The sequence below is a fragment of the Nakamurella sp. UYEF19 genome (genome assembly GCF_040546275.1).
Classification (GTDB): Bacteria; Actinomycetota; Actinomycetes; order Mycobacteriales; family Nakamurellaceae; genus Nakamurella.
The window spans coordinates 531,407-545,110 of the sequence record NZ_JBEPNO010000002.1; the positions used below are offsets into that span (position 1 = coordinate 531,407).

At 67.6% G+C, this 13,704-nt stretch carries 11 protein-coding genes; 4 read left to right on the forward strand and 7 right to left on the reverse strand.

What is annotated here, in order from left to right; all coding sequences use genetic code 11:
- Positions 1-210: 210 nt before the first annotated feature.
- On the forward strand, positions 211-519 hold the full coding sequence (locus ABIB25_RS05610; protein ID WP_354527427.1) for a ribosomal maturation YjgA family protein: 309 nt from the start codon (positions 211-213) through the stop codon (positions 517-519).
- A 172-nt stretch (positions 520-691) separates the two neighbouring features.
- Here the strand turns inward: ABIB25_RS05610 and katG are convergent, their stop codons facing one another.
- Positions 692-2,959 (reverse strand): catalase/peroxidase HPI, encoded by a 2,268-nt coding sequence (gene katG, locus ABIB25_RS05615; RefSeq protein WP_354527428.1) that lies wholly within the window; start codon positions 2,957-2,959, stop codon positions 692-694.
- 301 nt (positions 2,960-3,260) lie between these two features.
- Here katG and ABIB25_RS05620 point away from each other — a divergent pair, with 301 nt between their 5' ends.
- Positions 3,261-3,821: an META domain-containing protein gene (locus tag ABIB25_RS05620; RefSeq protein WP_354527429.1), complete on the forward strand. Its 561-nt coding sequence runs from the start codon at positions 3,261-3,263 to the stop codon at positions 3,819-3,821.
- Positions 3,822-3,930: 109 nt separating this feature from the next.
- Here the strand turns inward: ABIB25_RS05620 and ABIB25_RS05625 are convergent, their stop codons facing one another.
- A complete protein-coding gene (locus ABIB25_RS05625; protein WP_354527430.1) occupies positions 3,931-4,227 on the reverse strand; it encodes a hypothetical protein in 297 nt (98 codons plus the stop codon).
- Positions 4,228-4,437: 210 nt separating this feature from the next.
- On the opposite strand from ABIB25_RS05625, the gene ABIB25_RS05630 reads away from it, so the two are divergent.
- Complete coding sequence (locus ABIB25_RS05630) at positions 4,438-5,178, forward strand: GntR family transcriptional regulator (RefSeq protein WP_354527431.1); 741 nt, start codon at positions 4,438-4,440, stop codon at positions 5,176-5,178.
- A gap of 26 nt (positions 5,179-5,204) precedes the next feature.
- On the opposite strand, the gene mtnK is transcribed toward ABIB25_RS05630, so the two are convergent.
- The 5 genes from mtnK to mtnA form a co-directional block, all read right to left on the reverse strand.
- Positions 5,205-6,416, reverse strand: coding sequence for an S-methyl-5-thioribose kinase (gene mtnK, locus ABIB25_RS05635; RefSeq protein WP_354527432.1), 1,212 nt, complete (start codon positions 6,414-6,416; stop codon positions 5,205-5,207).
- Complete coding sequence (locus ABIB25_RS05640) at positions 6,413-7,492, reverse strand: ABC transporter permease (protein ID WP_354527433.1); 1,080 nt, start codon at positions 7,490-7,492, stop codon at positions 6,413-6,415. Before ABIB25_RS05640 ends, mtnK begins: the two co-directional genes overlap by 4 nt.
- The gene (locus ABIB25_RS05645) at positions 7,489-9,084 is read right to left on the reverse strand and encodes a sugar ABC transporter ATP-binding protein (protein WP_354527434.1); all 1,596 of its coding nucleotides are present in this window, start codon (positions 9,082-9,084) and stop codon (positions 7,489-7,491) included. The genes ABIB25_RS05640 and ABIB25_RS05645 overlap by 4 nt, the downstream gene beginning before the upstream one ends.
- Positions 9,085-9,194: 110 nt before the next feature.
- Positions 9,195-10,484: a sugar ABC transporter substrate-binding protein gene (locus ABIB25_RS05650; protein WP_354527435.1), complete on the reverse strand. Its 1,290-nt coding sequence runs from the start codon at positions 10,482-10,484 to the stop codon at positions 9,195-9,197.
- A gap of 36 nt (positions 10,485-10,520) precedes the next feature.
- Entirely contained in the window at positions 10,521-11,570 is a 1,050-nt protein-coding gene (gene mtnA / locus ABIB25_RS05655) for an S-methyl-5-thioribose-1-phosphate isomerase (protein ID WP_354527436.1), read from the reverse strand.
- Positions 11,571-11,806: 236 nt separating this feature from the next.
- Here mtnA and ABIB25_RS05660 point away from each other — a divergent pair, with 236 nt between their 5' ends.
- The gene (locus tag ABIB25_RS05660; RefSeq protein ID WP_354527437.1) at positions 11,807-13,687 is read left to right on the forward strand and encodes an ABC transporter ATP-binding protein; all 1,881 of its coding nucleotides are present in this window, start codon (positions 11,807-11,809) and stop codon (positions 13,685-13,687) included.
- The last annotated feature ends 17 nt before the right edge of the window (positions 13,688-13,704 follow it).

The window sequence follows — 13,704 nt, forward strand, 5'->3', positions numbered from 1 at the left end:
CGTCGTGGGCGCGTCTGACCCTGAGAAAGCCAGAGCGAACGGGGCGGGCGTGATGCGGTGGTGATGTGGTGGCGGATTCTCCCGCCAGGCAGCCGACGGTGCACGACCTCATTCAGCTGGGCTTACACGGCCAGTCAGCGGCGGTGGTGGTTCGCCGCGGCGGCGGGTCTGACGGTGGCCGTGGGTCTGGCCTCACGGCGTGCGCCTGGAGTGCCTGACCGGGTAGGTGATCTGCTCTGGGCAACCATGGTGTTCTTCGTGGTGTCGGCCTGGTGGCCGGGCGCTGGTCGGTGGCGTTGCGGGGCCGCTGCCCTGATGGTCAGCTACCTTGTCGAGCTCACCCAGCTGTATCGCTCCCCGTGGTTGGACCTTCTGCGGTCCACCACGGCCGGGCATCTGATCCTCGGATCCACCTTCTCCTTCACCGACCTAGCCGCCTACACCGTGGGGGTGGGCGCCGGCATCACCGCCACCTGGCCGCTGATGCGAAGGTCGGCGGACAGTCCTCCAGGCCGCTGAGCGCCCGATTCGATACGGGCGATCGTCGATTGCGGCACGCCGACTCCTCGTGCCCGTTCATGGCTCGCAGACCGGTCGGGTCGTTCACCCGACCGGTCAGCGATTCCAAACTGACGGGGTCTGCCGGACGTCTGGTGTGGTGCTGCCCATCGCCTGGTCCGGCGAGTTGCTCCTAGCCGGCTTTCACGTCGTATCGGTCCGCCATCATCACCTTGTTCCAGACCGTGACGAAGTCGCGTACGAAGCGCGGATGACCGTCGCTTCCGGCGTAGACCTCGGCGACGGCGCGCAGTTGCTGGTTGGAGCCGAACAGCAGGTCGTTGCGCGTGGCCCGGTAGACCGTCCGACCGCTCTCACGGTCGGTGACCAGGAACGATGTCCCGGTCTCGTCCTGCTTGGTCCACTCGTAGTCCATGCTCGTCACCGTGGTGAAGAAGTCGGTGGTGAGCTCGCCGACCCGGTCGGTGAAGACTCCGATGGCCGACCCGTCGTGGTTGCAGCCCATGGCCCGCAGACCACCGGTGAGAACGACCCACTGCGGAGCGGTCAGGTTCAGCAGCGCCGCCTTGTCGAGGAACATCTGCTCGGGCGCCACCCGAGTCATCTGCGCGTAGCCGTCCTTCACGTAGTTGCGGAAGCCGTCCACAACCGGTTCCAGCCACTCGAAGGTGGGGATGTCGGTCTGCTCGGGGGTGGCGTCGACCCGGCCCGGGGTGAAGGGCACCTCCACCTCGGTGCCTGCAGCCCTGGCGGCCTGTTCGACCGCGACACAGCCACCCAGCACGATGACGTCGGCGAGGCTGACCTGCTCGAGCCCGGACCGGTGGAAGTTGTCCATGATCCCGCGCAGTGCGGAGATGACGGCGACGGTGCGGCGGTTGACCGTCCAGTCCTTCTGCGGCGCCAGCGCCAACCGGGCACCGTTGGCGCCGCCGCGCTTGTCGGAGTCGCGGTAGGTCACGGCCGAGGAGAACGCGGTGAAGGCGAGGTCGGAGACCGAGAGTCCGGAATCCCGGATCGCCTGCTTGAGGCGATTCACACCCGCGTCGCCGACGACGTCATGATCCAGAGCGGGGAGCGGGTCCTGCCAGGGCAGGTCCTCCGCTGCGACCTCGGGGCCCAGGTAGCGCGACTTGGGACCCATGTCGCGGTGGGTCAGTTTGTACCAGGCCTTGGAGAACGCGATGGTGAAGTAGTCGAAGTCGCCGAGAAACTTCAAGCAGACCTCGCGGTAGACCGGGTCCACCTTCAGCGCGAGATCGCTGGTCATCATCATCAAGGGATGCTCGACACCCACGAGGTGCGCGTCAGGGGTCCTCGGGGCGCTGTCGTCGATCGGCGTCCACTGCAACGCACCCGCGGGGCTCTGGCTCTGCTTCCACTCGTGGCCGAAGAGGTTCTCCAGGTAGGAGTTGTCCCACCGGGTCGGGGTCTGCGTCCACGAGCCCTCGATGCCGTTGGTCATCGTGTTCTCGGCGTTTCCCGACCCCTGGGGGTTGTGCCAGCCCAGTCCCATGGCCTCGATGGGGGCGATCTCCGGCGGAGCTCCGATCCGGTCGGCGGCGACCTGGCCGTGGCTCTTGCCGAAGGCGTGGCCGCCGGCGATCAACGCCACGGTCTCCTCGTCGTTCATGGCCATGCGCCCGAAGGTGATGCGGATGTCGACTGCCGAGGCGGCCGGATCACCGTTCGCGTTGGGGCCCTCGGGGTTGACGTAGATGAGCGACTGGTGGGAGGCCGCCAGCGGCTGCTCGAGCTCGTAATCGGCATCGCCGGGCTCACCGGTCCATCGCTTGTCACGTATCACCATGGCGTCGTACGAGCCGGGGTTGGTGTTGTCGATGTACTCCGGGCCCCAGTAGGTGGCGTCGTCGGCTTCCCACGCATCGCGGCGGCCGCCGCCGAAGCCATACGTCGGGAAGCCCATGATCTCGAGCGCGCAGTTGCCGGTGAGGACCATGAGGTCCGCCCACGAAAGGGCATTGCCGTACTTCTGCTTGATCGGCCAGATCAGCCGACGCGACTTGTCGGTGTTGCCGTTGTCCCACCAGCTGCTGATCGGGGCGAACCGCTGCATCGCCTGTCCGGCGCCGCCGCGTCCGTCGGCGATGCGGTAGGTGCCGGCGGCGTGCCAGGCCATCCGGATCATCTGCGGCGCGTAGTTGCCGTAGTCCGAGGGCCACCACGACACCGAGGTGGTGAGGAATTTATTGATGTCGGCCTTGAGCTCGTCGAGGTCGATCCTGGCGAAGGCGGCTTCGTAGTCGAAGTCGGCGAGCGGGTTGGCCGCTGCGCCGTCACGGTGCAGCTGCTCGACCCGTAGCCGGTCGGGGTACCAGTCCGAGAGCGTCGGCTTCGAGGTCTGCGCGCCACCGATCTTGTTCCCGCCGGCGGGACACGATCCTTCCAGGACGTCGGGGTAGGTGGTGTAGTCGGTCATGACGCTGTGGCCTTCCGGTAGATGGTGCAGCCTCGCTGCGCAGCCAGGGTCGACCACCGACACGGGCGGCCCCGATCTCGACGAGAGCCACCACCGTCGGCACGAAGCGGGCCCGGTCGCAAAACGAAACATGCTGTCTGCCATATACAGTAGAAGCCCCTGGTGTCCCGCGCCAGGAAGGCGAGGCTGCCCTCAAGGCGACGCAGGCCACCGCATGACGGTCGTCTTGCGGTGCGTGCAACCGACCGCCGGCCCATACCGTCCTCGACGTATGAGACCTCAGCTCGCTGGATTGGCTGCCATGCTGCTCATGATCTCAGGCTGTTCCGATACACCATCCTCCCCAAGTGCATGCGAGAGGGTTCCGCGTCTGTCACCGACGGTCAGTTCCGTCGCCCGTCAGGAGGTCGAGACGGATCGGTGGCCCGAACTTTCCGGTTGGACCTATCGATCAACCTCGGTTACTGGATTCACCCTGCTGCCCGGAACGGTAGTTTCGCTCAGTTTCGACCGCAGTGGATTTATCTCGGGTAATGCCGGCTGCAATGATCTGGGGTCAACGGCAACGGTGAGCTCCAGCCGACTGAGCCTTGGCGCGATGTCCCAGTCGATGATGAGCTGTGACGCCGGACGCGGTGTCCAGGACCAATGGTTGTTCAAGCTGCTGGGTGCCCAGCCGACGCTGACCGTTCGCGGGGCGGAACTGATTCTTTCCTCCGGAGCCAATGTTGTCACCCTTCGGCGTGCGGGGCCCGGGATGACCCCTGCCGGGACAACGCCTTCACCTTCGATCGCGCGGCAGCCAAGTTCCGCAGCGCAACCGCCTCACAGTGATCAGTTCACCACCGAACCCAGCGGTTGACGCCTATGAAGATCGCCGTACCCCTCACCTGATGTGCATGTTTCTCACGATGGCTTTTGTCTCAGCCGGCCGACCTTGCAGCAGCGAACAGGCGCGTTCCGCTCTCGTGTTACTGCGAGTCCCCGCCGAACCCAGGATTCAGCTCGGTCGCCGCCAGCAGGTCCTGGCCGCCGGTGAACGTCCCGGAGCCCAGCAAGGTCAGTTCGGATCGAGCGCGGCCGGCTCGGCCTTCATCCCCAGGGAAGTGCCCGTCGTCAGCGTTCGCTCGGTGCGCTTGGCCGGCGGCTGTGCAGCATCCTACTTGTTGCTCCGGGGCTTGTGAGATGCCGATGCCGATGCCGATGCCGATGCCGATGCCGATGCCGATCAGCAGCCCCAAGGTAACGGCCACGGCTCCGACCAGCATGAGCCCGCCCCGGCGCCCCTTCGGCGACGGTCTGGCCGCGGATCAAGTAGCCCTCGAACACCTCACCGGGCAGCGTGAACGCCAGGGTCACCAGCACCGGAATTCACGCCCGGCCACCTGTTCTCAGCGGCCCTCTCGGAAAGGCCGGGACGCGAGTCCGGCCTGCGCCTGTTCATGGCCATGCCCTCGCAGCCTGACTAGAATCGGTCGGTGCCGACGTCCAGCGACCGAGTGTTGAAGCCGGTCCGCAATCTGCCCGTGCAGCTGGCAGATCGCCTCCGCGAGCGACTGCTGGCCGGCGAATGGCAGGCCGGTGACCGGTTGCCCACCGAAGGACAACTGGGCCAGGAGTACGGCGTGTCGCGCAGTACCGTGCGAGGAGCGCTGCAGCTCTTGGAGAATCAGGGTCGGACACGCACACGTCACGGACTGGGCACGTTCGTCGCGGCTTTCGGCGGGGAGATCAAGACGTCCCTGCCTGAACTCCAGTCGATGTCGGACATCATCCGTGCGCACGGGTTCGAGCCCCAGATGCGATTCGACACTGCCGAGGTGCGGCCGGCCACCGACGTGGAACGGGCTCGCCTGCAGCTGGATCGGGATACCACCGACGTCTTCGCGACGCAGCGGGCGGTGCTGGCCGACGGTGAGGCGGTGGCGTTCTCCGACGATCAGATCCCCGTCGGGGTACTCGGGCGCGATTTTGATCCGGTCACCGTGGACGGCTCGCTGTTCGAACTGCTCCGCGCGCATGACGTGGCGCCGACGACCTCGGTCGCCGACATCCATGCAGTATCTGCGACTTCCATCGGGTGGGGCGTGCACCACCCCGGTAGCATCTTCCTGCTGCTCGACCAGATCCATTACACCGACAAGGGTCTCGCTGTCCTGGCGTCGAAGACCTATTTCGCCGAGGGTCGTTTCCAGTTCTCGGTGCTGCGGGTCCGCTGAGCCGTGTCCACCGAGCCCTCCGTCGATCAGCGGGCGAAAACTGCTGCCAGGTCGGGAAACTCGCCATCGACCAGCAAAACCCTGCTGACTGCCAATGATCTCTCGGCCGCCCGGAGGTAGGCATCCCGGCCCAACGACTCGATGTCGCTGACCTTGGCCAGCCCGATGATCCGCCGCGCGATCTCGCACCCGGCGAAACCCCATGTATCCGAGCGGATGTCAGCCAGCCATGCGTCGACGACCGGATCGGGGTACTTCTCCGGTCGGGGCCGGCCCGCGTAGAGCTCACGAAAGCGGGACTCGAAGGCCGACCAGGTGTCGTCGAGGCCGGCGATCAATGCATCTCGCCGGTCCTTGTCGGCCAGCGCGTCGGCCCTGGCCGCGGCCAGCACCAGGTTGGCGCAGAACAGGCCGATGTCGAAGCCGATGGGCCCGTAGTAGGCGAACTCCGGGTCGAACGTCCTCACCGACCAGCCACCCGGGGCGTCCGCGGCCGGACGGACGAACACGCTGCCGGTGTGCAGGTCGCCGTGCACCAAGGCCTCGGCCACGGTGACGAAGCGGCGCTTGGCCCGCATCGCACCGGCCACCCAGGCCGGGTCGGCCTGCAGGTCGGCGACGAGTTGCCCGGCCTCCGGATGCTGCAGTGAATTTCGCTCCGAGCCCAGGAACGGCTCGGTGAAGACGACATCCTCGGTGAGCGCACACAACTCGGTGTTCACGGCGGCCGCGGCCGCCAGCCGGAACGATTCCTCGCCGACTGCGACATAGGAGGTCCCGAAGCCGGTGTCGGCCATGTGGCGCCCCAGGATCGCTGGTACGCCGGTGATGTCGTGGCCCTGGTTCAGGTAGGTCCGCAGCACGGTGTGGTCGGTCAGGTCCTCCAGGGCCAGGACGTGGAAGTCGGGGTCGTAGTCGATCAGCGCGCACACCCGGTCGGACAGGGCGGCGTGGACCTGCATCGCGTTCGCCTCCCGCGCGGCCCGCTCCTCGGTCATCGGCCAGGACGGTCCGACCAACCGCACATAGGGCAGGGCCTGCTTGAGGACCAGCGCGCGGCCGTCGGTGCCACGGCAGATGAACACCTGGTTCAGATTGCCGTCACCGACCTCCGTCACCTGCAGTCCCTCGATCTGCACCTGCCGGGCCAACTCCGGGCGCGACTGGAGGTATCCGGGGAGGTTCTCGACGGTCAGCGTGGCCGACGAGCGGTGCTCGGTCGGTTCCGCGGGCCTCACCTCGCCACCTCCGGTCCGGGAACGACCGGAATGGATGCGGCAGCTTTGCGGCGTCGGCGTCGCAGGGAGAACGACACCATCAACGCGAAGATCAACACCAGCCCTTTGATGAGATCCTGGGTGTAGTAACTCATCTGGAGTCGGGTCAGGCCGTAGAGCACCACACCGATGAACAATGCGCCGATGAATGTTCCGAACGCGTTGGGCTTGCGGGCGCCGAGGACGGCGTAGCCGACCAGGGTGATCGCCACCGCGTCCAGCAGCGTGGAATCGCCCGCCGTGACGTCTCCCTGACGGAGCCGCGAGGCGAGGATGATCCCGGCAATGGACGCGAGCACGCCGGAGATCGCGTAGGCGGCGAATCGGTAGCGCTGGATCCGGGTGCCGGCCAGCCGGGCCGCCTCCGGATTGCCACCGACCGCGTAGAACAGCCGCCCGAACCTGGTGCGCTCCAGGAACACCCACATCACCAGGGCCAGGATGAGGAACAGGTAGACCGAGTAGGGGAGGCCGAACAGGCGGGATCCGTCGATGGCCGCGAAGTCATCGGTGAACTTTCCTTTCATCGGTTGGTCACTGCCCGGTAGAGTCATACCGCTGACGAGGGTCTGGCCGTCCACCAGCCATCGCTTGAGGCCCTGTGCGGTGAACATGGTGCCGAGGGTGGCCAGCAGCGGCGGAATCTTGAGAAACACGATGAGGGAGGCGTTCACGCAGCCGGCCGCCAGCCCGGCCAGCAGGCAGATGACGATGGCAGTGCCACCGGTGAGCGCGTACCTGATCATCGCCAGGGCGGCGACGGTCACCGAGAGGCCGGCGATACCCCCGACCGACAGGTCCAGGTCACCGACCACGGCGGTCAGCGTCATCCCGAGCGCGGCTATCCCGGCGACGGTCTGCGCCTGCAGGATCGAGGTCACCGTGTTCATCGAGGCGAAGTCGTCGATCACCAGCGAGAACACGATCAGCACCACGGCGAAGATCAGGAGTACGCCGTACTTGACGACGAAGTCCACGATGCTCGGGGCCGGGCGGTCCCGGCCGACGGTGGTGGCTGGCGTCGTTCCGGCGGTCATGTCGTCTCCTGGGTGTCGGTCAGGGTGGAGCTGCGCGCGCTCATCGCTGCGATCAGGTCATCGCGGTCTGCCTCGGCCAGCCGCACATCGTCCGCTACGCCGCCGTGCCGCAGGACCACGATCCGGTCGGCGACCTCGAGGGCCTCGTCGAGATCGGAGGTGGCGACCACCACGGCGGCGCTGTCGGTGATCTTCCTGATGGTGTCGCCGATGTCATGACGAGCGTTGATGTCGACGCCGCGGAACGGCTCGTCGAGCATCAGCAGGGTCGGTGTGCCGAGCAGCCACCGACCGACGACCACCTTCTGCTGGTTGCCGCCGGACAGCGTCTCGATCGGTACCTGTGGCGAGCTCGCGACCACCCCCAGCCGCTCGATGGTGCTCCGGCCGGCCGTCCGCTCCCGCCGACCACTCATCAGGGTGGCGTTCGAGAACTCCTTGGTGAAGGGCAGTGTCAGCTGCCGGTCGATGGCCCACCCTGGAATGATGGCCTGCTCGTGCCGGGATTCCGGCACCAGGTAGACGCCGTTGGCGGTGGCCCGCGCCGGGTGGCCGGGGGCGAACGGCCGTCCGAGCAGCGTGGCGGTGCCGCCCAGGGCGGGACGGGCCCCGAAGATCGATTCGAGGAGCTCGGACTTCCCGCTACCCAGCAGTCCGAGGAGCACCGTCACCTCGCCCCGGCGGACGCTCAGATTGATGGGTACCGAGTCCGGGAAGATCTGCAGTCCGGCCAACTCGAGAACGCCGTCGCCGCCGATCTGCTCGGTGTGCCGCATCTCGGCCGGGGACCGGTCGAACAACGCCTGCAGCACCTTGGTCCAGTCGAATCCGGCCGCGCCTGCTGCGCCGTCAGCGGTGGCTCTCGACTGGACGAACTCGCCCTGCATGGCGCCGTCGCGCAGCACTCCGACCCGGTCGCACAGGGCGTCGAACTCGGCGAGCTTGTGGCTGACGTAGAGCAGCGTCGTGCCGGCCGCGACCTGGCCGCGGAGGAGTGCGAACAGCCGGCCGGTCTCCTCGGTCGAGAGTGCTGAGGTGGGCTCGTCGAGAATGAGGATCTCCGGATGCCGGGACAGGGCCCTTGCCAGCACCAGCAGTTGACGCTCGGAGACGCCCAGCTCTCGTACCGGTGCCCGCATCACCGACCTGGATAGCTGCAGTCCAAGGGCGTCGGCCACTTCGGCGGCATCGCGCTCGGCTCGGCGCAGAGAGAACCAGATGGACGACAAGCGGGAGTTGAGCCGGTCCAGGGCCAGGTTCTCGGCCACGGTCAGATCGAGAACGACGCCGTCGTTGGGATTCTGATGGACGGTGCCGACACCCCGCCGCACCGCCGCCAGCGGGTCGGCGAATTCGACCGGTGTGCCGTTGACCCGGATGACGCCGCTATCCGGGCGCTCGGCTCCACACAGGATCTTGATCAGAGTGGACTTGCCGGCGCCGTTGGCGCCCATCAGGCCGTAGATCTCGCCGGGCCGGATGTGCAGGCCGACCCCGCGCAGCACCAGGTTGTCGCCGAAACTCTTCGAGATGCCGTCCACCTCGAGCACCGGCGCGGCTGCCTCGCTGCCGATGGTGCTGCTGTCCGTCATGGTGCCCTCGGCATCTGCGTTGGTGTGGTCGGGGTGGCCCCGGGGCGCAGATCGTCCCGGGGGCGGGTCGGAGCCGGTGCCGGAGCGCCTGACCTCGACCCGCGGCCTGGTCAGCCGCCCGGGATGACCGTGGGGATCCAGCCGGCGCCGAGGAAACCAGGCGTGTTGAGGTCGGGCAGCGCCTTGCGCAGGCCGGCCATGTCGGTCACGCCCTTCTGCTTGAGCAGGTCCTGCGTGATCAGAGCGGCCGGAATGGTGACCTTGTAGGGCAGGTCGACGCCGGCACCGGAGGCAATGGCCGCCCGGGCGACGATGGCCCCGACGTTGGCCGGGTCCGTGGCCGCGGTCGCGCGCCACTGGCTGTTGGCCGCCGTCATCAGCTGGATGTCGGCGGTCGAGACGTCGACGCCGTAGACCTTGACGTTGGTCATGTTGTTCTGTCGCAACGCGATCAGGGTGCCCTTGGCCAACTCGTCGTAGGCGGCGAACGCCAGGGTGGTGTCCGGGGCCGACTTCAGGGCCGCCGCACCTTCACTGGCCGTGTCGGCAGCAACCGACTCCGAGTACTTGCCGAAGTGGACGGACTGGGTGAACGTCGGGTTGTCCTTGAGGAACTGCTGATAGACCTTGTCGCGGGAGTCCAGCGGAGCGATGCCGGAGACGTTGACGTAGGCGACCTTCCCGCCGCCGGCGTTCTCCTGCTTCATGTAGCCGAGGATCTTGTTGGCGATCGACGCGTCGTCCTGCGAGATGTACACCGCCTTCTGGTTGCTGATCGCGACGTCGTAGACGACCACCGGTATTCCTGCGGCCAGGGCCTGATCGACCTTGGGGTCGATGGTGTCCTTGAGGCCGTGGTCGACGATGATCACGTCGGGCTTGGACGCGATGGCCGAGTTGAAATCGGTTGCCTGCTTGGCGTTGTCGTTGCGCGCGTCGTAGACGTCGACGGTCGCTCCGGCCGCCTTGAGCTGCGCCTGCGCCCCGCTGCCCCACTGCTCGAAGTAGTCGCCGATGCCCGACTGGCGGACCAGGGCGATCTTCAGATTGGCCTTCGCGCCCGACGGCTTGGCCGCCGGAAGGGTGAATCCGGCGTCAGCCGCGGTGGACGGCGCCGACGAGCCGGGCGCCGCGGGGGACGATCCCGCCGCCGAGCTCGACGGTGCCATCGCGCTGGAACCGGCCGGGGTCGTCGGACCGCTCGCCACGGGCGCGCTGGCTGCGGGGGCAGCCGTGGTGGGCGTACTGGTGGTCGTCGATCCGGTGTTCTGCGAGCAGGCGGTGGCGACCAGGGCGGTGGCGGCCACCGCGGCGAGCAGCACCGTGCTGCGCAGACGAGGGCTGCGCAGACGAGTGCTGCGCTGGCGAGCGCTGTGCAGACGGGTGGGAATGACACGCATTGTGTTCCTCCTTGAACAACTGCATGGGCGAGCGGGTCAGTCGTGCGGTGTGGCCTTGTCCGGACGATCGCCGTCGAGGGGCCGGATGACTCGTCGTTCGGTGACGAGGGCGGTGATCAATGCGGCCGGGGTGACGTCGAAGGCCGGGTTGCGTGCCGGGGTGCCGGCCGGTGCGGTGGTGATGGTGCCGAAGCCGACCACCTCGCCCGCACCGCGGTCCTCGATCTCGATGTCGGACCCGGTGGCCGTGGCCCGGTCGACGGTGGACTCTGGAGCAACGACGATGAATGGAACCCCGGCATAGCGGGCGGCGACGGCCAGTGCGAACGTGCCGATCTTGTTGGCCGTGTCGCCGTTGGCCGCGATCCGGTCGGCGCCGACCAGTACGGCGTCGACGCCGCCGCCGGCCAGGATCATGGCCGCCGCCGAGTCGACGATCAGCTGGTGGGGCGCGCCCATGGCGGCGAGCTCCCAGGTGGTGAGCCGGGCACCCTGAAGCAGCGGTCGGGTCTCGCAGGCGATGGCCAAAGCGAGATCGCCGTCCTGGTAGAGCTTTTCGATCACGCCCAGGGCGGTACCGTGCTCGACCGCGGCCAACGCGCCGGTGTTGCAGATGGTCATCGTCGTCAGGCCGGCGGCGCGGGAGTGCGGGTTCCGGGCAGCGAGGGATCGGACCAGATCCGCCCCGAGGGCGGCCATCGCGCGGCATGCGGCGATGTCCTCGTCACGCAGGTCCAGTGCGGCCTCGAGAGCGGTTGGGACGCCACCGGTTCGCCAGGCGGCCAGGGCCCGGTCGACGCCGACGGACAGGTTGACCGCGGTGGGTCGGGCCGCGCGGATCTGCGCCGCGGCCTGCTCTGCTCTGGCGGGTTCGTCGAACTGCTGAGCGGCGATCACCACGCCCATGGCGCCGGCCACGCCGAGCGCCGGGGCACCGCGGACGGACAGTCGGGCGATGGCGTCGACCAGGTCGTCGACGGTGTGGATGTCCAGGACCACCGTGTCGCCAGGCAGCCGGGTCTGGTCGATCATCCGGATGTGCCCGGGACCCGCCTCCTCGCCGGGAATCCAGTCGATCGTCCGCATGCAACCGCCTCACCTGGAGTCGACAGGGCATCGACTGGAGTCGACCGGGTATCGACGTCGATGCCCTGTCGAGGAGGTTGTCAGACAACTGACGACCAAGTCAAGGATTTCGAGGTCCTGGTGGGTTCAGGGAAGGCGGCGAGGCGACCGCTCGGGAGAGACGCGTGGTTGGCTGTGCGCCAGCCGGGAACCGATTCGGCGGCCCCGTTGTTGTCCCAGATCAGGAGGTGGTCACCATGCCCCCATCTGCACCGATGGGCGGATCGTCGATGGCGGCGATGCGCGCGATGCATCAGGACGACTCGGTCAAGGGCCACAAGCTGGCACCGGGGATCGCCAAGCGGATCCTCGGGTTCGCCCAGCCGTACCGAAAAGAGCTGACGCTGTTCCTGGCGGTCACCATCTTCTCCGCGGTGATCGCTGTCGCCACCCCGCTGCTGGCCGGCAGCGTCGTGAACGAGATCAGCCGCAAAGGCGCCTTGCACGTGGTGGTCATCCTGGCGGCCGTCATCGCCGCACTGGCCATCGTGGACACCGGCAACTCGCTGATCTCGCGGTTCTACTCCTCTCGAATCGGTGAGGGCCTGATCTTCGACATGCGCAGCAAGGTCTTCGACCACGTCCAGCAGATGTCGCTGTCGTTCTTCACCCGCACCCAGACCGGTGCCCTCGTCAGCCGCCTCAACAACGACGTCATCGGCGCCCAGCAGGCCTTCACCTCGACGCTGTCGGGGGTGGTCTCGAACGTCATCGGACTGGTCCTGACGGCGGGCGTGATGTTCACGCTGTCCTGGCAGGTCACCGTGCTGTCGCTGATCCTGCTGCCGATCTTCGTGCTGCCGGCCAGGGCCTTCGGCCGCAAGCTGCAGACGCTGACCAGGGAGTCCTACGGCCTCAACGCCTCGATGACGACGACGATGACCGAGCGGTTCAACGTCTCCGGAGCTCTCCTGGTCTCGCTGTTCGGCCGGCCGGCGGAGGAGTCCAAGTCGTTCTCCGAGCGGGCCGGTCGGGTGCGGGACATCGGGGTGACCACCGCGATGTACGGGCGGACGTTCATCGCCGCCCTCACCCTGGTGGCCGCGTTGGCGCAGGCCCTGACCTACGGGCTGGGCGGCGCGCTCGCACTCTCCGGATCGCTGGACGCCGGTTCGGTGGTGGCGTTGGCGCTGCTGCTGACCCGCCTCTACGGACCGCTGACCGCTCTGTCGAACGTACGGGTGGACGTGATGAGTGCGCTCGTCTCCTTCGAGCGGGTCTTCGAGGTCCTCGACCTCGAGCCGATGATCAAGGAGAAGTCGAACGCCGTCCCGATGGTCAAGGGGTCGAGGGCTGTCGAGTTCATCGACGTCCGCTTCGCCTACCCCAGCGCGGATTCGGTGTCGCTCAAGTCGCTGGAGAGCATCTCGGTCCCGGATCACAGCCCGCGACATCCCGTCCTGCACGGTGTCAGCTTCCGGGCCGAGGCCGGACAGTTGGTCGCCCTCGTCGGGCCGTCGGGAGCGGGCAAGACGACGATCTCCCAGCTGGTGCCGCGGATCTACGACGCGGACACCGGATCGGTCCGGATCGGCGACGTCGACGTCAAGGACGCGACCCTGCAGTCGCTCCGGGATTCGATCGGCGTGGTGGCCCAGGATGCCCACATGTTCCACGACACCATCCGGGCGAACCTGTTGTACGCCAAGCCTGATGCCACCGAGGCGGAGCTCATCGACTCGCTGCGGTCGGCGCAGATCTGGCCGTTGGTGTCGTCCCTCCCGGAGGGTCTGGACACCGTGGTCGGGGATCGTGGGCATCGACTGTCCGGTGGTGAGAAGCAGCGGTTGGCCATCGCCAGGGTGCTGCTCAAGGCGCCGGACGTCGTGATCCTGGACGAGGCAACCGCCCACCTCGACAGCGAGTCCGAAGCGGCTGTGCAGCAGGCGCTCTCGGCGGCGTTGGCCGGCCGGACATCGCTGGTGATCGCACACCGGCTGTCGACGGTCCGCAGCGCCGACCAGATCCTGGTGATCGACGGCGGCCGGGTGGTCGAGTCCGGACGGCACGCCGACCTGATCGCGCTCAACGGCCTCTACTCCGACCTCTACCGCACGCAGTTCGAGCACCAGACCTGAGCCTGCGTCCGCCCGGA